The sequence below is a fragment of the Paenibacillus kribbensis genome (assembly GCF_001705305.1).
Classification (GTDB): Bacteria; Bacillota; Bacilli; order Paenibacillales; family Paenibacillaceae; genus Paenibacillus; species Paenibacillus kribbensis_B.
The window spans coordinates 94,480-114,986 of the sequence record NZ_MCBP01000005.1 but is presented as its reverse complement, the minus strand read 5'-3'; the positions used below and the strand labels follow the sequence as shown (position 1 = coordinate 114,986).

Genomic DNA, 20,507 nt, shown 5'->3' with positions numbered 1-20,507 from the left:
AACGAGAAACATTAGTTCAATGAAAACAGCGAGAGTCTAAGAATTTATTTTCTTCTGACAGTACGGGGATCGATTGACAGATAAGAGAAGAGCCTGAGAGGGACGAAGAAATCTCGTACCCTCAGGCTCTTCTCTTATTATTGTCATAATTATATTATTAGTGATTATTTATGGAGAACATCCGCGTATTCGGAGAGACGTTCGAATCGTCCCTTGGCAAACGGGCATAAGGGTAAAATCTTAATACCGTTTTCCCGCGCGTATTCCACCATAGCTTTGACCAGCTTATCGCCAAGCCCTTGTCCTCGGTAAGCATTTTCGACCAAAGTGTGATCAATAATGTAAAGCTCCGGATTTGAGATTACATACGTCATCACCGCAGCAATATCGCCGTTATCTCGAATAAGAAATCTTTTATTAGAGGTATCATGATCTACAATATGCATGTTCATCCCTCTTTCTTTGTTGAATATTCACCGTCCAGACGTCTATACGTCAGTGCTCCGCTTGGACAGGTGTCAATATGTCGGGCAATTGCCTCCATAGTGTCAGCATCGGGATTAACCCAAGGACGCTTGCTTAAATCAAAAACACCAGGGAGGCCTTTTACGCAAATACCGGAATGAATGCATACCTCCGAATTAAACATTACCTCGATATCTTTACCGTAGTATACTTTCTGATTAATCATAATTCCTTCACATCTTTCACTTATGAGTTTGTTTAAAGACCAAGATTCATTCTTCGAAAGCTGTCAGAAATCTTTCCAAATGGCGAAGCGTTGATTCGTCGTCCAATTCTCCGGTGGTTTCATTCGGTTTTTCGTGATTGCTGCCGATGAGAACCTTCGGACCCGGCATCGGTATAGGCATTCATGGCAAGCAGTGTCTGTCTCACCTGGTCTTGTGACTGCGCTGTCTCCCCACTGCCCGGAGTAGCATCTGCAATCGCAAAAGGTTTTTGAAACAGCACTGAGCTTTTACTCGGACGCGAAGCCCGGTCTAAGGTATTTTTCAAAACGCTTAGAATTCCCATGTTGTATTCAGGGTGACAATCAGTACACCGTCCGCTTTTCGAATGCTTTCTTGGGGATCGCCTTGGCTCTCGATGTCAGAATTATAAAGAGGAATCGTTGATAAGTCAACGTGATCAGCTGATGTTTTCAACTAGCGGACTGACAATAGGGATCGTTGCAGAAATGCTGACGATCCTTTTTTGTATACCTTTACAAACTTCATAAGTATGCCCGCACTTGTCCCAGGTTACCTTCACTGTATATTAAATTAAATAAAGGTGCATCGTTTCTGTTTCAGAAGCGGTACACCTTTCGTCTTTGCTTAATCCCTTTTTAATTAAAAAAACCATTCAGAGTACCCACATCAATTGCATATAATAAGCATCTCGGTTTGGAAGCCATTCTTCCCTGATAAAAAGAAAATATTTTGAAAATACTTGGCTAGTTTTTTCATTGTTCTGCTTTCCATTACTTCTTCTTCACTCCACCCCGCACAATAACATACAAAATAAGGGGACAGCAAGAGCTGATTTTGAATAAATTCAATAAAAATGCGTTCCTCCTGATTGGTTTCCAACTCATGGAGTTCTGAAATATCCGGTCGATATTGAAATGTATCATGGAGCGTGTTTTGTAAAGAGTTTTTTTGCCCTTTGCCCAAAAAGAATTTAATAAACGGGTTTAAACGATCTTCCTTATGCAATTCTTGATAGACATTATAGATTTTCCCCATTGTACTCGCACTTGATAAAGTAATTTGAACATGGGCCTTTCCTTTTTTATAAGCGACCCGCAAGGAATCGAAGATAGAAAGCAGTCTAAATATGATCTTATCACTTAGTTGAACTGCTTCATTATTGAAATAGTGTAGCTCTCCAATATACTTTGGCTGGTTACTCGCATCTGTATCATACATTGTATAAAACTGACACAATGCAAATTGTACTTCCACGTTGGATAGAATAACTTCTTCGACATCCTGATTTTCAAACGGAAATTCGTTTAAAGTCACTCCGCTTTCCAAAATTCTTCTAACCAATACGTTATTGTTTTCGATGAAATAAACTTCTTGTTGCAATACTTCTTCCTGATCCGGATTCACTTGAGGAATATGGAGTGAGTTGCTATTCACTTTAAAAAGAGGTTTTTCAATCATACAGTAGGCTCCTTTGAAAAAAACTAATTATAACAATGGCGTGCAGCTATCCGCCACACGCCGAAAATTAAACTTACCAAGTGAATATATTAGAAATAGTGTTCCCAATCAAAGAATACATCAGCATTTGACCAACCACCTGTCAAATACACCGTTGCGTATCCTTCAACCATAATCATGCTAGTATCAAAATTGACTTTGATGTCACTTTCTTCAGTAATATTAACGGTTTTAAGGGGAAGGAAATTGATATAATTAATATTCATTCTACCCCTTCAGCATTAGTAGCGGCAGCAGCATACCCTTTCACTCTGGTATGTCATGCAAATATTGAAAAAAGACTATTGACGCATGTTAATATTTGGAGGAAAATTGAGGTGAGATTATAAAATTTGGATTTTTTGTGTGAAGGGTGGTTATGCCTTGGAACATACATCTACGATTTTAGCGGAGCTGGAGGATTATTTGCAGCAAAATGATTTAACGCTGGCACAATTTGCAGAGAATTCTGGTGTTCATGAAAGAACGCTCAATAATTGGATTCTTAAGCATCGTCCAGTTGCTATACACCAGTTGGATCGAATTACACTTGCAATGGGATTACCAGAGGGCTATTTTTACGACCGATACATAGAACATTACATCATCGAACGTTCCTCGGATTGGCGGCGTATTGAACCGGTATTGTTTCGCTGTGTGGAACTGGACAAGCTGGAAGCGATTCAGCGTATAGTTGGGAATATCATGGAAAACCTTCTCTATTCCCCGAAGCTGTTTGATATGGCAGAAACATTATTCGCACAAGGTCGACATGCTGCCGCGTTGTTGCTCTATGAGGGGGTTGCAGAAGCAGAGAAGTACCAGCACTCTGAACGTTTGGCCATTTGTCAATATCGCATATTCACGATTCAGGTTGGGGACGATCAGGAGCGGAACTTACAAGCAGCGCTTCAATTCCAATCATTTGTCAAACGGCTCGATGATGTGGACCAACTGGAAGGAATGGTGGATTTAGCTAATGCATTTCGATCATTGCGTCGTTGGGATCGTGTCATGGAAGTTGCCAAGGATTTAAAGATTTTAGCCGAAGCTCAATACTCCATGGCACATTTTCTGAAAAGGAAACAACATAAGGAGCCTTTGCGACCGTTATTTTTTTATGTGGCTTTCAGTAATTCACTTATTGGAGGTGCTTATTATGAGCAAGGAAACTATGCGTTAGCCTTGCAAGCAGCCTATGAATCTGTTGATTTGGAATGGGTGAAAGAGACTGATAGCGAGACGCTGCGCTGGAAAAACTTATTTCAGGAGTGGGGCGAGGCTAATGTGTGTCTGACCAAGCTCATGGCTGGAGATAGAGAGGTACTTCCAGTATATGCTGATCTCATCACAAGGACGAAAGATGAGATTCTTCCGGGTCTATGGAACATTATGATCGCAGCCAACCGTTATAACATAGACGTAGATGATATTCTGAATCGATTTGAGTGGGAAATTTCAAATATACATGATCAAGGTGGAAAACAAACCAATGACCAGCAAAATATTGACGATCAGCTTGTTGGTTTTTTGAGTGAAGTGGCTGTCTATTATTTATCCAAGGGCAAGTACGAAGAAGGGTTCCAGACTCTGTTAGACAGCATGAGAAAATCAACTACACTAATCGATAAGAGCATTATTTTTAAGTGTATGAGCGTATTACGTAGTCAGTTAACTCAATAGCTTTTATTAGTTTTAGTAATGAGTGTACAAATAACAAATGGTCAAGTTACAACTATACCAATGGCTGCTTTAAATGGTGAGTTTCAAGTTCAGGGCTGTCATATAGGTACTTAGCACGCTTGGCTTAAATTGTATGGGGTTGTTTGTTCGTTTCTAAGTCCATGCGTTAATGGTGCTGTACAAGCGAAGTGATCGCTTTAAAAGCTTTCCTACGGAAAGCTCGCTTCGAAAGCATCACCTCCCCGACTTTTCCCCTGATCATAGGCTTAATTCAAGAAATCCAGGGGCGGTGACGATGGGAAGCACCATCCGACTGCGTAGTGGCACGATAAGTAACTTTGAAGTTCAACTTATGCAGCTTTTAAGTCAATTATGGTTTTTAATGCTCTGCGATTGAGTCATGTATACAAAAGGAACCTCTGTCCCCACTTTATGAGAGTGGGAATGGAGGTTTTTTTCCGTGCATTTAATGGGGATCTCTACTTTATGCAAACTCTTAGGGATGCTCTTTTTTTGTGAGGAAGATTATTGGCAATTCCAAAAAAACGTCCTTTTATTCTAAATTATGACATAGAGGAGGGGATCACGCTGATAAATCAAGGTGTGACTTTACTTCGTGTCGAGAGAGCCAGGAGGAAACTGTACCAAGTCCAGAAAAAGTATGGATTTTTAACACATCCTAAAGTGATTGAACAATCCAAGAAGTTAGATGAACTGTTAAATCATTACCAAACATGCAAATCAGACTCTTAAGCTCATGAATGAATTACATGTTGCAACATACTACGATTATAAAAACCAGGCGTGGAGGTCATGAGGTTGAATCAGCGAAATCCTGTAACCCCTTTTGGATGGGAGATCAAACAAAAACTGATCGAGAAAAGAATGGATCAGAAAACGTTTTGCACTACATATCAAATTCCGGCTTCCAGATTGTCCAATCTCATTCACGGGACACGCAAGGCCAAAAGATACAGAAAACAAGTATCCGAATTACTCGGAATTGAAGAATCTTAATGGCATCTGACATCCTACCGCCTAATTTTTTAATGGATCTGGAAATTCAGCAAGATTATCCCCACAGGAGAGCTGCAAAAAGGGTCTCATATCCTCTAGCGAAATCTCCGTTTTTTTTCAGACGTATAATTAGCTTCATTGTATTTACACTACACCCTCAAAGAACGATAGAAGCGATGCTGATTGGCTTTTCGCTCCGCACGCGGAAGCAAGCCAATTTTCTCTCTTAAAAATTTGGTTTATACAGGTTACTGGCAAATGGGATATCTTGAAGACTTTTTGGTGGATAATCAAGGGAGATATGATTGAAGTTAAATTCTCATTTATTGAGTACCAAACACAGGGAATCAGAAAAATTTATTTGAATAAATTTTGTATTAATTTTCCATTATACCCGCTAATAATTTCGTATGAAACAATGCTATTTTTAGGATTGGCTGATTTGTATTTATAAATTACTATATTTTTCTCTCCTAGAATGGTTAATCCAAGTTTTCTTTCTTGTTTTGATCTTATAGTGATCCAGTACGAGTCAGACGAGGGGGTACTCGAATTGGATTTTTTTAGCTGTATTTGTGAAAATTCATTTATTATTTGATGAATTTCTTTAGGATCTGACACGGTTATCTTTCTTTCGTTTGTAGAATTATCATCTGATTTAATGATTTCAATTGTATCAATTTCTTCCAAATTCACTTGCCCCAAAGCCGCTTCTTTAAAGGTTATAGTAGTCTTAGATGCAAAAATGACTCCTGCAACAACGATTACTACAAAAAGTATTATGAAACTTAGAACGTATTTTTTTTGTATTTTCATAAAGTCCTCCTTATAAAATCATATGTACATAATATGCAATATGACAGATCAATTCCGTTCTTTTTTTAGGATTTCTTTAAAAGTTATGCCGCTGTAAATGAGGAAATAGGATTCTCCGATTAGAAAAAGCGACTTATGCCACCATGTTTCTTGTGAGATAAATAAAAATAGGATAATTCCGAATGAGATCATAAGCATAATCAGTTCTACAATCATATCGGTTATAATACTGGTTCTATGATTATTCTGGTATTTTTCGTACATCGTCCGACCAATCAAACGGATGGCGTATGTACCCATCAACCAATCATAAATATAATGGGGTGGATTGTTATATACAATTCGCACTGTTAAGGTAGCCAAGAAAATTATCAAAATAAGAAAAATTGGATTCTTCAGCATAGTTTTCCCCCCTCACTCCATTTACAATTATTATACAATATCAGTGTGCAGATCGTCGGAAGCCTTCACGAATATATGCGCGAAAAAGGAAGGAGTTGTTAAGTATGACTAATGCTCTGATTATAGTAATAGTGGGTATCATTTTTTTCGTCGCGCTTTTTACTTTTTTGTTTATTGCTATCAAAAGGTGGATCAAAAAATAGTCTCCAGAATAGGCACAAGTGTTGAAGCATCTCCCCAGTACGTAGGTGATTTCCATATCACTTATATATTCGATAAAGCAAAAAATGAGTTTGTTGCTGATCAAATTAATTTGTACCTAATGAAAAATAAAAAAAGGCTGATCACAATGATCAGCCAGTCTCGACAGCAGGCTTTCCCAGTAACCATTTTATAGTTTTTAGGACACCCCCGGATGTTCGATGCTCAACGCTACCTTTTTCTTCAATTCCTCGACCGCAGTCCGAATCTGCTCTGCCTGCGTCACGGCTGAAATCACCGCTACACCATCCGCACCCGCACGTACCACTTCCTCTACACGACCTACCGTAATGCCCCCAATCCCGACGATCGGCACATCCATTCCCGCTTTGCGCAGCTTGTGCAATATGGCCGGACCCTGCACGGCGTTGGCATCATCCTTGGAGATGGTCGGATAGATCGGCCCTACGCCGAGATAGTCTGCACCTTGCAGGATGGCGCGGCGGGCTTCCTCAATCGTATGGGCGGAAACGCCGAGAATCCGGTTTCCGATCCGCTCGCGGACGGAATCGGCCGATTCATCGTCCTGACCGATGTGAACGCCGTCGGCGTCGAGCTCAAGAGCCAGCTCGACATCGTCATTCACGATGAAGGGAACCCCCACACGGTGACACTGGTCTTGTAGCCGACGTGCCAGCTCAATCCTGGGAGCGCCTGTTAACGCACCACGGCCCTTTTCTCGGAACTGGACCATGGTTGCGCCGCCAGCTAGAGCCTCCTGCACGACCCAGCCTGGTTCCGCGAGGCAATTCCCGCTTCCAAGCACCAGGTACATCTGCAGATGGCGGCGCACCACCTCTGACAATATTCTGCTACTCATAGAAGCATCTCCTGACGACGGCGGAAGGCCCAATGATTGGTGGGGCCATGTCCCTGTCCAAGATGTAAAGGTTCCTCAATCGCCGCCTGGATGAAAGCTTTAGCATTCAAGATAGCCTCCGATACCGGCATCCCTTTTGCTAATTCGGCGGTGATCGCTGCCGAGAAGGTACACCCTGTTCCGTGTGTATGGACAGTCCGCACCCGCTTGCCGCCTATCTCGGTAAAGGCGGTTCCGTCGAAGAGCAGGTCAACAATCTGTCCGCTGCTATTGCTCTCGTCAGCATGGCCGCCCTTGATCACGACGAATTTTGGGCCCATATTGCTAATATGTCTTGCAGCCTCCCGGCGATCCTCCATCGTACGGATGCTGATCCCTGTCAGGGCTTCCGCTTCCGGGATATTCGGTGTAACGACCAAAGCCAAGGGGAGCAGGTCGTCCTGCAAAGCCTGCATCGCTTCTGGCTGCAGCAGTGCTGCACCTCCCTTGGCAATCATCACGGGATCGACGACAACCTTCTCCCAGCCGAACCTTCGGATCTGCTCGCTCACAAGACGGATGATGCCTGCATCAAACAGCATGCCAGTCTTCAGAGCATCTACGCCAAGGTCTGATCCTACCGCTTCAATCTGCTCGGCTGCCGCCTCCTGTGGCAGCGGATATACGCCGTGAACCCCCAAGGTGTTCTGTACGGTAACGGCCGTAATCGCCGACATGCCGTATACGTCAAGCTCCTGGAAGGTTTTGAGATCGGCCTGAATCCCGGCCCCGCCACCGCTGTCCGAACCGGCAATCGTCAGTGCTCTGGCTACACGAACGTCTGTCATCGCGTACCACCTGCTGTAGTTGTTCCAGCTTCACGAATCGATACATGCCCCTCCAGCGAGCCCGTATGCAGCTTGGCAAGCTCATCGAGAAAGGCAATCTGGAAGCTGCCGGGTCCCTGATCTGCTGTAAGCGCGGCGGCTCGGGAAGCGGCTGCACCGTAAAATGCCAAGCCCGCTGTACCTGCGAGCAGCAGGTCTGGTTCAACTGCCGCAAAAGCGCCCAACACAGAGGTCAGCAGGCAGCCTGCTCCAGTTACCTTTGTAAGCAGCGCGTCTCCGCCACAAATCATTCGTGCACTAGACCCATCGGTGATGACGTCCTCTTTTCCAGTGATGACAACGATGGTATTGAGCGCCCGCGCAGCCCGAACTGCCAGATCGACATGACTGCTACTCGGGCTGTCACCAGCATCGACGCCTTTAATCTCTCGGGCTTCTCCAATAAGATGGGCGACTTCGGCCGCATTGCCCCTCACCATTGAGATGTTGACTTCACTCAGGATTCGCAGTGCCGACTCGGTTCTAAAGCGAGTCGCTCCCGCACCGACCGGATCTAACAGAACCGGAACGCCATGTGCATTCGCCGATTGTCCGGCAATGATCATAGCATCGACCAGTTCGTGGTTCAGCGTACCGATGTTTAATACGACGGCACCTGCTATTTTGGCCATATCCGCAACTTCCTCGGGTGCATAGGCCATCACCGGCGAAGCGCCCAGCGCATATAGGCCGTTGGCTGTAAAGTTGGTGACCACCACATTGGTCATATTGTGAACGAGGGGGTTGCTGTTGTGTACCTTTGTCAGCAGCTCCGAACAATCCTTTTCCCATTTCAGCATATCGATGATCCTCTCTCATATATTAGATTTTCAATTTGCGACAACGCTCGTAGTCCGATGTAAAAGGGGTCTGGATCGGCCATTCCTCCTGCTTATAAGCCATATCCCAGAACATATATTCCAGCTGGCAGCTTAGCATAAAATGCTCAATCATCCGTTCCCGTTCGACAGCCGTTGCACTTTCCGCCCAAGCATCCACACGGGCTTGATATTTGGCGGTTACATCTCCAACCTGGTTTCCATAGAAACCAATCCATTCATAGAAAGGGTGAGACTCGTTGGGCCTTACCTCATCCAGCAGCCTGCGACCAATCTCCAGATACGTCCATGGACACGGCAGCAGCACGGCCATGAGCTCGCCCAGACTGCCTTCATGCGCGGCCGTCAGCATGTGACGAATATAATGGTGAGCCGACGGAGCGAGCGGATATCCCTGCATCTCTTCATAGGTCACACCTGCGACAGCACAGAAATTTTGATGGGGATGAACCTCGCTGCGGAGGATAAAAGAGATCTGTTCATTAAATACAGCCATGTCCTCCCGGCTCGTGCATTTGGAGATCGCGATGCCGTATATCCGTATGTAGGCGCTCAAATATTCAAAGTCCTGTTTTACATAGTGAATCAGCTGTTCCCTTGTCAAACTCCCTTCAGCAATACCTCTCACAAAGGGATGCTCAAAAATCGCTTGAAAGACGCCATCCGCGTGCTGACGGAGCTCTTGTGTAAAGCTCATTTTCCCACCTCCAACAAAATGAAGAGCAGGAAGTCCCGTAAGAATACAGTTCCGGAACAACGCTAAAAAGCCGCCCCGAAAACTGGAGCGGCTTCATCATAGGTCCATGCGCAAAAAACATGAGGGACCTTATATACGAAGGCTCCACTTTCCTACGCTAGTACGAACTAGATCAGGTTCAAAGGGTCCAAGATACGTTCTTGTCTCAGCCATAAGCGGCTCCCCTAGTGGACTTCCTATTCTTTTGACTATTACTGTACATTCGTTCATACATTATGTCAAACCGTTATCCATTCGCTCTGCGGCTGTTTGTGCTTGACCTGGTTACATCAATAGCGAAATCAGCACAGGGAGTGTAACGAGAGATATGACAGCACTGATGACAAAGGAGGAGGCTGTTTCTGATTCCAGACTTTCAAAACGGGTAGCGATCATAGCAGCGACTGCTGAACCCGGGAAGGAAACGAGCAGAACCGCCTTAACGGTATCGGCAGACGACAGACCGCACAGGTAGGCAATCACCAGCATTAATAAAGGCTGCACGATGGTTTTTAACAGTGCGATGGCAAAGGCACTTACGCTAAAACTAATGTTGCGTACGCCAATGGTCACACCGACCGCGAATAAAGCGGCCCCGGACGTAATGTCACCAATTTGATTAAGCGATTTGCTTAACAAATCCGGTGATTGGAAGCCGAACAAGGTCAAAATCACACCAACCAGCGGCACCAGCGCCAGCGGTTCCTTTAAGCCGTGAAGAATGGAGTCCCAGATCAGCCTTCCGAGGGGACCATTTCGTTCCTTGCCTGAATTCCGGCTGGCTACGGTAGCTATAATGGTAGCCGCCGGGTCAAGGACGGCATTGACTACGATTCCGGTAAGGGCAATCGGAATCGCCACGGCTGAGGAGCCGTAGATGGCTCCGAGCACGGGAATACCCATAAAAGCAAAGGTCGGCTGTGCCGAGTTCAAAGCGAACATGGCGGCATCCTTCACAGGCTGCTTCCTCGCAAAGCGGGACAGCAGAAGGAGAGCGACAAAAAAGCCGACAATGCCAATGAACAGAGCTAGCAGGAATGGCCATTGCTCAATGAGCGCTCTCCTGTTCGTTGTTGTAATGCCGATGAATAAATGCGCAGGCAGCGCAAATCTGGTAACGAGCGCATTCAGGGCTTTGGAGGAAGAGGCATCGAAGCTTTTGTAATGCCCCGCTAACCATCCTAAAATAATAACGAAAAAAATCGGCACCAAAATATAAAGGATATGTCCGACACTCATAGATCGACTCTCCTTGCTGAACTGACGTATCCTGCCTGTCTGAATAGGCATCCCCGTCCCTAAATGAAGCATTAGTGAGGGTGATGGATTGCACTTTCCACAGCTTTGACCTTCACATATTCCGGTTTCCACATCGCATCCCGAATGGCTTGCTCAACATCTGAAATACGTGCCTGAGCTACCTGATCCTGAATCGCGGCCTTCGCTACCGCCACAGCGACCGCGAATGAGACATCACGTAATTTTCGGATATGGGGCAGCAGCGCACCGCCAGGTTTATTCGAATCTACGCCATTGGCAACGGCTTCTGCTGCGGCTGAAAACATGGCAGGGGTGATCCTTTTGGCTTTGACCACAATCGCGCCCAGGCCAAGTCCCGGGAAAACAAAGGCATTGTTCGCCTGTCCAATCTCAAATTTCGTACCGTTATAGGTGACGGGCTCAAAGGGACTTCCGGTAGCGATCAATGCTTGGCCATCGGTCCACCGTATCAAATCCTCGGGTACCGCTTCGGCAAGGTTTGTAGGATTGGACATGGGCATGATGATCGGGCGTTCTACATGCTTGGCCATTTCCTTAATAATCTCTTCTGAAAAGGCACCCGCTACACCAGAAGTTCCGATCAATAGAGTAGGCTTCACCTGACGGATGACCTCAAGCAGTGGTATTTTTCCGTCATCAGACCGCATCCATGAGCTGACTTCTTCTTTTTTACGTACATACGGCTTCTGATAATCGAGGACATCTTCCATATCGTCCGTTAACAGCCCGCGGTAATCAAAAGCCCAAAATGGCTTGAATGAATCCTCCTCCGAAAGGCCGTCCGCGATCATGGCTCCCCGAATTTGGTCAGCGTTACCGATTCCTGCTGCCCCTGGGCCGAAGACAAGTACTTTTTGCTCACGCAGCGGAATGTTGGTGACGCCTACCGCCGAAAGAATCGCAGCCAGGGTTACCGCTCCTGTGCCTTGAATGTCATCGTTAAAGGTGAGAATGCTTTGACCGTATTTGCCTATAATATGACGTGCGTTCACGCTGCCCACATCTTCCCAATGCAAAAGCGCCTTCGGAAATTGCGTTAGCGTTTTGTGGATAAAAGTATCAATAAACTGGTTGTAGGCTTCTCCGCGAACCCGCTTATGGCGATTTCCGATGTACAGCGGATCATTCAGCAGCTTTTCATTATTCGTGCCCACATCCAGTACAATCGGCAGTACCCGCCCGGGATGAATGCCTGCCGCAGCTGTGTACACAGCAAGCTTGCCGATAGCGATGTTAATCCCCCCGACACCCCAGTCACCGATGCCCAAAATACTTTCGGAATCCGTTACGACGATCAGATCTACATCTTCACCGTTCAAACCGGAATTATAAAACGCTTGTCCAATACCGTTCGGGTCATCTATCGACAAATACACGCCTCCGGGGCGGTTGTACTCGTGACTATATTCTTGAATGGCAGTTCCTACCGTAGGTGTGTAGACCACAGGCAGCATTTCACTCAAATGGTCGGTTAGCAAGCGATAGTAGAGTACGACATTTCGATTGTGAAGGTCGTTGAGCGAAGCATTTTTACGCAGCATGGTGGGCTGTGCCAAAAACTGCTGATATGCCCGTACGCTCTGTTTTTCCAGTGAAAGGACAGTCGGAGGAAGGATTCCTTCCAGCCCCAGCTCTTTGCGTTCTTCTTCTGTAAAAGCGACACCTTTGTTCAAAAGGGGGTTCGCCAGCACATCCTTGCCCCGTAATGAGGTGGATAATGAGCCATCCCGATTGACATAAAACGGTTCCATACAAACATCCTTCTTTCTCTTCGATTGATGATTGTTTATTAGGCTTATTCATGACGAAAGATGACATGTTGCCCATAGTATGGACATGCCAAACTGTTTTATTCGTCTATTGATATATGACAAAATAACCATATTTTTTCTGTGATTGATTACAAAGAACTAATTATTAATCTTGAAAAAATACGATGATTTCATTGTTCTTGGTTCTTATGAATCAGGCCTAAATACTCTATTTTTACAAAATATAAAAATCATTTCTATTTCCTTTATATCCTTATATATCACGGCATGTCAGGTATTTTATTAAGAAATTATGAAGGATTTGCACATCGATTTAACGCCTCTAAGCAAACATTTTTAATTCTTTTTCAACAAAATAGAACTATTCGGAGGAAAAGGAGAGGTTTGTGTGCAGGGACCTATAGCCATTTTTAGCGATAATTACAGGGCTATTGATTATCCCAATGTGATTCATTTTTACCAATCTATACAATGCAGGGACCCCGAGGCAGCTTCAGTCTATGAGGACGCATGTTGTTGCCTGATCGATTACAGGGAACCGGAGGAAGCTGTGCGGATAGCCAATCAAATTCGTAGTCAATTTCCGCAAATGCCGCTGCTAGTGGTAACGGATGTAACGGCTCCATTCAGTGATCAGCATATGGTGCAGATCACCGGAATAGGCCGTTTACGCCTGCTATTTTGGCAAGCCAATGACAACGAGGAAGTGCTGTCAGAAATACAAAGCTTGCTCTACCCTGAGTATTCGGCCAAAGGGCAACATATTGCCTTCATTCTGTCTGTATATAACGAGGAGCAACGTTTTGTACACGTCGAGGCATTTGCTAAACGCCTGCAAACTTTTATTCGCAGCCATCTTGTAGAAGGCTCCATTTATCTCATTGATGATGGCAGCCACGATAGCACGAATACCTTGATTAGAGCGCTGAAGGCAACAACGGATTTGTCCGTCAACCGGATTAATCAGAATCTTAGTCCATTGCTTCAAACCAGAGAATTGGGGCGCAATACCCGTAAGGCAGGAACGTATCTGGAAGGGATGCGAACCATCGGTGCGGATTACTACGTATTTGTGGACGCGGACGATTCCTTTTTTATTGAGGATATTGCCAGAATGATTAACGTGGTTCGACAGGGCTACTATGATGTCGTGATTGGAACCAAGGATATGACAGCCGAAAATCGCTCTTTATTACGATCTATCGTCAGCTTTGGCAAACGTATGGTTTCCCGCCCGTTTTTACCAACAGGTGTGGTGGATTCCCAGACAGGGCTTAAAGTCATGAGCTCTATGGCAGTGAAGCGGATGTTTCCACATTTGAAGGAGCAGCTCGGACTGGCGCTGGATTTGGAAATGATGTTTATCGCCAAGCGACTCCAGCTTCGTGTGCTGCAACTACCCGTCAAATGTATTGACCGGGACGGGTCGCACATTGATGTCTTCAAGGATTCCATTCGTTTTCTACGTTCCATTATTGATATTTGGCGGCTGGATCGGCGGGTGAGATAACAAAGTGAACAACCGATTGCGCCCGTTGATGTTTCCTTTATTTAATGTGCTGCTGAACGGATTTAATTTCTTCTTCCACATTGCAGCGAGCTGGTATCTTACCGGACAAGCTTATGGTCAGGCGAACGCGCTGCTGGCCCTCTTTGCACTGTTGTCCGTTTTGGGCTTATCGATTCAGCTATTAACCGCCAAGCTGGTCTCCAAGGGAGACCACAAGCTTCCGCTACGCAGTCTACCGCTTGGTTCTCTCTTGCTAAAAGCTCCTTTGTTACTCACCGTGCTTGCCATAGTCATACTGGTCGTCTTTCATCCGTTGCTGCGCTCGCTATTAGGCGTCGAATCCGGCCCGTTGTTCATGCTATATGGCTTGATAGGGCTGCATATTCTTGTGAGCTCGTGCCGCGGAGATTTGCAGGGCAGGGAACGCATGCTGGCGCTCAATGTGAACTACTATATTGAGGTTTTAGGAAAGCTGGGCCTGTTTTTTGTTTTGGCCTCATTGGGGTTAAAGCTGGAAGCCCTGCTGCTGGCGAGCTGTGGGGGAATGTTGATGTCGCTGCTTCACGGCTGGATCGTTTCGGCTCGGGGCTTATCTTTATTTAGTAATAGTGGAGAACGTGTGCCTTCCGGGCTATGGAAATCACTAGGTCAGGATTTTACGGATAGTCTCATAACGAACTTGTTTATTTTGTTCTGCATTTCCATTGACATGTTGTATGTGCAGCATTATTTCCCGGAACAGGCCAGCAGTTATGCCATTGCGCTGAAGTACAGCCAATTAGTCTATTACGTTTCGTACAGTCTGATCGCTGCATTTATTCCAAAGCTCGGTGCGCATGGTCATGACCGTCAAGCCTTGGGGAAGCTGATCGCAGTTTATGGTGGATTAATGGCTGTGGCAGCCATCTGTGTGTATGTAGGTACGACCTTTGTGTTCCCATCATCGATTCCTGTATTGTTCGGATCTTCCTATCAGTCGGCAGAAGCTTTTATTCCATTGGGAGGATGGGTGTACTGGCTGTTTTCCATCGTGCTGTTCTTTGTTCATGTGCATGTATTGGTGGGCAGACGCAAATCTATGTTCAGCTTAATCGCAGGAGCGGCGGCTTTACTGGCAGCCTTTCATATGGCCCACAATAAGCCTTCCGACTTTTTACTGTCCGAGCTGGTGGTGTATGGCGCCATGTCTCTTTACTTTGTGGTAGATGCCTATTTCTATTTGTTCAAAATAAAGATAAGGGGAGATTCACCTCATGAATACAATACATGAACAGGACGGCAAAACCGTAGTTCTATTGCTATCCTGGCGTGACATTCGTTCACCTAAAAGCGGAGGAGCAGAAGTTTTCACCCATGAGATGCTAAAACGCTCACAGCAAGGCCGCTTTCATTTCATTCATTTTTCGCCCCAATTTGAGGGATTGCCTGAGCATGAAATCATAGACGGAATTACGTATATCCGAAAAGGAAATATATACAGCGTTATTTATTTTGCCATGCGTTATTACCGGCGTCATCGCAAGCATATTGATTATGTCATTAATCAGGCGAATACGCACCAGTTCTTTACCCGTTTTTGGGTCGAGACATCCAAGCGAATCTTTTTTATACATCAGCTAACAAGGGAAATATGGTATCAAAATGCTAGATTTCCACTAAATTTTATCGGATTTCATCTGGAGCCGTTGATGCTCAAGCTGGCCCGCAAGGATCGTACACTCACCGTTTCCCCGTCTACCCGGTATGATTTGCTTAAGCTGGGCTTTCACCCGGATCGTGTTCATCTCTTGCCGGAAGGCATTGAGTTTGAACATTGGCCGCGTGAACATTTTTTAACGAAGGAGTCCAGTCCGACCTTTATGTATGCCGGGCGCTTTGTGAAATATAAAGGGATTGATCTGGTTGTTGAAGCCTTTGGACGACTCAAGAAAAAATTCCCGCAGGCTATATTGTGGATTGTCGGAAAAACCGATAAAACGTATGTGGCAGAACAATTATTGCCGATTATGAAACGGTATGGATTGACTTACGGAGAACCGGATGAGCAAGGACAATCCCAAGCTGATATTACCTTTTTCGGATTCGTTTCAGCAGAGCATAAGCTGGAGCTGATGAGCCGTGCCCACGCGCTTGTATTCCCATCCCTGCGTGAAGGCTGGGGCTTGACGATTACTGAAGCAGCAGCCGTTGGAACCCCCAGCATTGTCAGCAATTCACCTGGCTTGGTGGATGCGACGGATTTTGGGAAAAGCGGATATCTGTGCTTTCACGGTGACATCCGGGGCTTATCTGAACAGATGGAAAGAGCAGCAAAGGGCGGCGAAGATTACCTGGCCATTCGCGAGCGGGCGTATCAGTATGCGTTAAGATTTCATTTTGATCATACCGCAGCTGCGTTTGAGCAGCTGATGGGAGATTGGACAAAGGAGGCGGAACAGAGTGGACAAAGTGGTCATTCTCTTCTCCACATACAACAATGAGCGGACAATAGAGCCATGTTTGCGAAGCTGTATGGGGCAAAATTACAAGGACTTGCATATCGTGATTGCCGATGATGGCTCGGATGACCGGACTGTGGAGGTGATTCGTACGCTGTCGGCAGGAAGCTCAGTACCCGTTACGGTATTGGAGCTTCCCCACGGGGAGCGTGGAGTCGCGAGAGTTAAGGCAGTCGAGGAGGCAAATCGTTTGGGTGCCGAATACATACTTGTCTTGGATTCCGATATGATTTTAGCCGAGCATTTGATCCAGCAGAGCATCGAGTTTTTTGACGATCATCAGGACATTGGCGCCTTGGTTGTTCCTGAGGAGGCGTATTCGGAAGCGGACAATTTTTTTTCCAAAGTGAAAGTCTTCGAGCGCAATGTGATTAACAACGCGGGTGAAACCTTGGGAAAACGCTCCATTGAAGCGGCACGCTTCTGGCGAATGAGCGCTTACGAATCGACAGGCGGCTTTAATGCGGAGCAGATTGCTTTCGAAGAAATACAGCCGACCTTACGCTATATAGAGTCTGGCGGAGTCATTCGCCGGGCGGTATTTACACGGGTATATCATGATGAAAAAAAGGTATATCTGCAAGATGTATTGCGTAAAAAAGCCTACTATTTTTCGGTGATGGATCGTACGATGTCATCCGAAGAGGGGGGCTTGCGAAAGGCACTGGAGCGCTGGTACTTCTTCCGTCCGGTGCTGTATACATGGGGGAATTTGAAAAGCTATATTCGTCACCCGCTGTTGACGGTGGGCATGTTGTGGATGTATACATGTCTGACGGTGATTGGGGTTGCCGCCGTGTTAAAGGGCGGCAACCGTCACTCAGGCGATCTCGCTAAGGCGGATAAGGCGTAAGGATGAATGGCCCACAGTCAGCGTATCCAGCGTATACAGGTCGGGATCGGAAGATTCCGACTCCCCATACGGTATATACAATGAATGCGCCGTTAACTGAATACCTTCACGGTCAGGATGACGAAGTGAGCTGCCGACAGGATACAGCTCAGCGAGCGCAGCGTGTACAGCAGTTACGATATGCTGATCATTGAGCAGCACATAAGGCCGATAAGGGGCATTCAGAATGCTGTCTATAAATACCGACAAGCCATGAGCCACATTTTGATCTGCATACACACTGCTTCGATTGAGCTGGGCCTGATCCAGTGCCTCATACAGTATCTTTTTCAGCGTATCGTCATCCAGTTCCAGTGGTTTTGTCAAAAAGCGGAACACGCCGACTTGATTAATTGCCGATAAAATGGACTGCGTATGCAGGTGACCTGACAAAATGATCCGTACGATATGCGGATAGTCCTTCTTAATCATACGAAGGAACGTAATCCCGTCCAGACCAGGCATGAGCAGATCGGATACCACTACATCAATGGGGTGCTGTTTCAGCACCTGTAATGCTTCTTTGGGTGTGTGAGCGGTATGTAAGGTGAATGTTTCTTGCATTAATGACCGTTCTAGCAGGGACAGAACCATAGGGCTGTCGTCAACAAATAGAATGTTTTGGGGTGTCATAGCAACTGCGCAACTCCAATCATGAAGTAAGAAATGAGGAACTACATGTATAATATCAGCGTTTTGGCATTTTTGAAAGATGTCAATGCAGAACGGGCGTTGCGTATTTTTTGTGAACGGTTCGATTCGGCTGAACATGCGCTCTGGGAAAAAGGCATGCGTCTGCTTCATGAGTATCATGCTGTGCGACATACGGCTGTAACCCTGACCGTCTCCAGCGCACTTCAGCACATGGATAATCGCCATGATATTTATGTGGTTGATCTTCGGGAGTATGGCGAAGAAGAGCTGGATGGCTTATATATCGCAAAAACATGCGAGTTGATTTTGCTGACGGACGGGGCACCGGAAACCGCTGCGAGGTTTGCCGCACTCCAGCGCCGGACTCCCCGGCTGCTGTGTGCACGGCTACCGCTGGTCAGCTACGAGCTGGAATGCCTGATGCAGGCTATTTTGGGCCGTCTTGAACAAAATGGAGGGGACAGGGGAGCATGAAGCAATGGGCTTTGTTGAAACCGGGTTGGCAAAAGCTGATCCTGTACCTGATCGTTCTGTGCGTGACTGTGTTCTTGGCTGCCGTGCTTCAATGGTTTGTCATACGGCAATTCAGCAGTCACTTGGCAGAAATTCAAAATGAGCAGCTCCAGCATGAGGTGCAGGAACTGTCCGCTAGTATAACCGAGCGTTATACTGCATGGCAGGCTGAACTGAAGGAGCTGTCTTCCGGTCTGGGTAGAGATATGCTGAATCAGGGAAAACGCCAATACCCCGAGGGGTTTAAGCGGGAAACCGGGTCCTTTTATGTGCTGGATGAACAGTATAATGTAATTGCCGGGCGAGACAATCGTGAGATGAAAAGCGCGGTGCAGCAGGTTAAATGGCTGCAAAACGGCTGTGCCATAAGCCCCTTTGTGACAGAGGATCATCAGCCTGCCCAGTATATGGTATGCAGGATTCAAGGGGCGCAGATGGGCGGCTTCATGGTGCGTACGGTTGATGCTGATATGCTTAGCGGAATTATTAAAAGTAAACCGGTCAATCAGCACGAGGTTTTGTTTTATAATAATCAATTTAAGGTTGTAGCCTCCCGCAATACACCCGATATCAACCGAACGGATATTACGAACGCAACCCGCAGGCTACTGGAGGGCAATACGGGTGTCGTTGAAGATGGCGGAGAGAAACATGGAATAGGGTTCAGCCGCATTGGGGAAGAGGCGCTTTACATATCGGTTGAAGATGCCGGTCAGGACATTGCAGAGCGCATCAGCTCTTTTCGCAAAAAGTTATTGATGGTCATGGCTCTGATATTGCTTATGCTGTGGGCTATGCTCATACAGTTCCGCAAACGGATTGTGAAGGATGCCATCGTCAATAGTCAGGTGCGTGACCAGCGGCGGGATGAGGATATGCGACAGCAGCAGGACACCTATTATTTACCGTTAATGCAGACGATTGAGCAACGGCTCCAGGAGCTGCAAGAGCAGACTGGCCGTCTGACAGGCGGTGATGATTTGAAGCTGCTGGGCTTCTATCATGATCTGGCCAACCGCTTTGAAGCGGCTTCCAGCCAGGGAAAAGGAGCATCTCATGAGGAACTGGAGTACTTCCGGGAGTTGAATGAAAACTTCATCCAGGGCCGTCTCAGACAGGAGTCCTCACTGGGAGAGCTGCTGACCGGAGTGCGCACCCTGCGCGATGAGCTGGAAGAAAAGATGCATGACAATAGTGGAATTAGCTTCACCGATATGAATGAGGTATTGTCCGAGTCGTTGAAATGGGCGAACCGTTCATTGAACATGAAGAACATTCAAGTCATCTTGCGGCAAGAGCCTGTTCCATCGATTGCAGCACAAGCGCCGATGCTGTACAAAACGATTCAGGGGCTGCTGGAAAATGCAGTACAGGCCATGGGTCAAGGTGGAGAGCCGGTAGAGAATCAGGAGCGAAACCGAACAGGGTTTCGCTCCAAGCGCAAGTCTCACATACTCAAGGTGAGTTCACGGCTTGAAGAAGGAGAAATTATTATTCTTATTGAAGACACGGGCGGCGGGATTGATGATAAAATGCGCTGGAGCTATTTCCAGCCGGATTATTCCCAAAGCTCGCAGGAGCATACGTTCAGCCTGTATCATATGGATGCATACCTAAAGACGATAGGCGGTCGCTTAAAGCTGCGTAATACGGATCAAGGCTTGCAGGCCATTGTTCAATTGAGAAGATAGCCCAAAAATAAACGACAGATCAACGAGAAATTCAAGAGAGGGGGCT

The 20,507-nt window shown here is 46.2% G+C and carries 22 protein-coding genes and 1 riboswitch; of the genes, 9 read left to right on the top strand and 13 right to left on the bottom strand.

What is annotated here, in order from left to right; all coding sequences use genetic code 11:
• Positions 1-164 precede the first annotated feature (164 nt).
• The 5 genes from BAZ21_RS11460 to BAZ21_RS28960 form a co-directional block, all read right to left on the bottom strand.
• Positions 165-446 carry a GNAT family N-acetyltransferase gene (locus BAZ21_RS11460; RefSeq protein WP_068500221.1) on the bottom strand — a complete coding sequence of 94 codons (282 nt, stop codon included), beginning with the start codon at positions 444-446 and terminating at the stop codon, positions 165-167.
• A gap of 2 nt (positions 447-448) precedes the next feature.
• Complete coding sequence (locus tag BAZ21_RS11455; protein WP_068500219.1) at positions 449-691, bottom strand: (4Fe-4S)-binding protein; 243 nt, start codon at positions 689-691, stop codon at positions 449-451.
• 119 nt (positions 692-810) lie between these two features.
• A complete protein-coding gene (locus tag BAZ21_RS11450; RefSeq protein WP_084011597.1) occupies positions 811-1,035 on the bottom strand; it encodes an NAD(P)H-dependent oxidoreductase in 225 nt (74 codons plus the stop codon).
• A gap of 344 nt (positions 1,036-1,379) precedes the next feature.
• Positions 1,380-2,171, bottom strand: a complete 792-nt coding sequence (locus BAZ21_RS11445; RefSeq protein ID WP_068500213.1) for a hypothetical protein — start codon at positions 2,169-2,171, stop codon at positions 1,380-1,382.
• An 89-nt stretch (positions 2,172-2,260) separates the two neighbouring features.
• Positions 2,261-2,437, bottom strand: coding sequence for a hypothetical protein (locus BAZ21_RS28960; protein ID WP_176718144.1), 177 nt, complete (start codon positions 2,435-2,437; stop codon positions 2,261-2,263).
• A 157-nt stretch (positions 2,438-2,594) separates the two neighbouring features.
• On the opposite strand from BAZ21_RS28960, the gene BAZ21_RS11440 reads away from it, so the two are divergent.
• From BAZ21_RS11440 to BAZ21_RS11430, 3 genes are all read left to right on the top strand, one after another.
• Entirely contained in the window at positions 2,595-3,893 is a 1,299-nt protein-coding gene (locus BAZ21_RS11440; RefSeq protein ID WP_068500209.1) for a helix-turn-helix domain-containing protein, read from the top strand.
• Positions 3,894-4,484: 591 nt separating this feature from the next.
• Positions 4,485-4,646, top strand: coding sequence for an aspartyl-phosphate phosphatase Spo0E family protein (locus BAZ21_RS11435; protein ID WP_083837596.1), 162 nt, complete (start codon positions 4,485-4,487; stop codon positions 4,644-4,646).
• Between the two features lie 66 nt (positions 4,647-4,712).
• Positions 4,713-4,910, top strand: a complete 198-nt coding sequence (locus BAZ21_RS11430; RefSeq protein WP_068500203.1) for a Rha family transcriptional regulator — start codon at positions 4,713-4,715, stop codon at positions 4,908-4,910.
• Between the two features lie 357 nt (positions 4,911-5,267).
• On the opposite strand, the gene BAZ21_RS11420 is transcribed toward BAZ21_RS11430, so the two are convergent.
• The 7 genes from BAZ21_RS11420 to BAZ21_RS11385 form a co-directional block, all read right to left on the bottom strand.
• Positions 5,268-5,726, bottom strand: a complete 459-nt coding sequence (locus BAZ21_RS11420) for a DUF5301 domain-containing protein (RefSeq protein ID WP_068500198.1) — start codon at positions 5,724-5,726, stop codon at positions 5,268-5,270.
• 802 nt (positions 5,727-6,528) lie between these two features.
• Entirely contained in the window at positions 6,529-7,209 is a 681-nt protein-coding gene (gene thiE / locus BAZ21_RS11410; protein ID WP_068500194.1) for a thiamine phosphate synthase, read from the bottom strand.
• The gene (gene thiD / locus BAZ21_RS11405) at positions 7,206-8,036 is read right to left on the bottom strand and encodes a bifunctional hydroxymethylpyrimidine kinase/phosphomethylpyrimidine kinase (protein ID WP_068500192.1); all 831 of its coding nucleotides are present in this window, start codon (positions 8,034-8,036) and stop codon (positions 7,206-7,208) included. Before thiD ends, thiE begins: the two co-directional genes overlap by 4 nt.
• Complete coding sequence (gene thiM / locus BAZ21_RS11400) at positions 8,033-8,875, bottom strand: hydroxyethylthiazole kinase (protein ID WP_068500190.1); 843 nt, start codon at positions 8,873-8,875, stop codon at positions 8,033-8,035. The genes thiD and thiM overlap by 4 nt, the downstream gene beginning before the upstream one ends.
• Positions 8,876-8,897: 22 nt before the next feature.
• Entirely contained in the window at positions 8,898-9,611 is a 714-nt protein-coding gene (tenA, locus tag BAZ21_RS11395) for a thiaminase II (protein ID WP_068500188.1), read from the bottom strand.
• Positions 9,612-9,743: 132 nt separating this feature from the next.
• A riboswitch (TPP riboswitch) is annotated at positions 9,744-9,847 on the bottom strand.
• A gap of 88 nt (positions 9,848-9,935) precedes the next feature.
• The gene (locus BAZ21_RS11390; protein WP_068500186.1) at positions 9,936-10,889 is read right to left on the bottom strand and encodes an AEC family transporter; all 954 of its coding nucleotides are present in this window, start codon (positions 10,887-10,889) and stop codon (positions 9,936-9,938) included.
• A 71-nt stretch (positions 10,890-10,960) separates the two neighbouring features.
• Positions 10,961-12,682, bottom strand: a complete 1,722-nt coding sequence (locus BAZ21_RS11385) for an NAD-dependent malic enzyme (protein ID WP_068500184.1) — start codon at positions 12,680-12,682, stop codon at positions 10,961-10,963.
• Positions 12,683-13,091: 409 nt separating this feature from the next.
• On the opposite strand from BAZ21_RS11385, the gene BAZ21_RS11380 reads away from it, so the two are divergent.
• From BAZ21_RS11380 to BAZ21_RS11365, 4 genes are read left to right on the top strand one after another with little or no spacing between them, the layout of a single operon-like run.
• Positions 13,092-14,213, top strand: a complete 1,122-nt coding sequence (locus tag BAZ21_RS11380) for a glycosyltransferase family 2 protein (protein WP_068500182.1) — start codon at positions 13,092-13,094, stop codon at positions 14,211-14,213.
• Between the two features lie 4 nt (positions 14,214-14,217).
• Positions 14,218-15,483 (top strand): transporter, encoded by a 1,266-nt coding sequence (locus BAZ21_RS11375; protein WP_068500180.1) that lies wholly within the window; start codon positions 14,218-14,220, stop codon positions 15,481-15,483.
• Positions 15,467-16,693 (top strand): glycosyltransferase family 4 protein, encoded by a 1,227-nt coding sequence (locus tag BAZ21_RS11370; protein ID WP_068500178.1) that lies wholly within the window; start codon positions 15,467-15,469, stop codon positions 16,691-16,693. The genes BAZ21_RS11375 and BAZ21_RS11370 overlap by 17 nt, the downstream gene beginning before the upstream one ends.
• On the top strand, positions 16,653-17,564 hold the full coding sequence (locus BAZ21_RS11365) for a glycosyltransferase family A protein (RefSeq protein WP_068500176.1): 912 nt from the start codon (positions 16,653-16,655) through the stop codon (positions 17,562-17,564). The genes BAZ21_RS11370 and BAZ21_RS11365 overlap by 41 nt, the downstream gene beginning before the upstream one ends.
• Here the strand turns inward: BAZ21_RS11365 and BAZ21_RS11360 are convergent.
• The gene (locus BAZ21_RS11360; protein ID WP_068500175.1) at positions 17,532-18,236 is read right to left on the bottom strand and encodes a response regulator; all 705 of its coding nucleotides are present in this window, start codon (positions 18,234-18,236) and stop codon (positions 17,532-17,534) included. The two genes, BAZ21_RS11365 and BAZ21_RS11360, sit on opposite strands and share 33 nt — an antisense overlap.
• Before the next feature lie 45 nt (positions 18,237-18,281).
• Between BAZ21_RS11360 and BAZ21_RS11355 the strand changes: the two genes are divergently transcribed.
• Entirely contained in the window at positions 18,282-18,731 is a 450-nt protein-coding gene (locus BAZ21_RS11355) for a hypothetical protein (RefSeq protein WP_068500172.1), read from the top strand.
• Positions 18,728-20,461 (top strand): ATP-binding protein, encoded by a 1,734-nt coding sequence (locus tag BAZ21_RS11350; RefSeq protein WP_068500170.1) that lies wholly within the window; start codon positions 18,728-18,730, stop codon positions 20,459-20,461. Before BAZ21_RS11355 ends, BAZ21_RS11350 begins: the two co-directional genes overlap by 4 nt.
• The last annotated feature ends 46 nt before the right edge of the window (positions 20,462-20,507 follow it).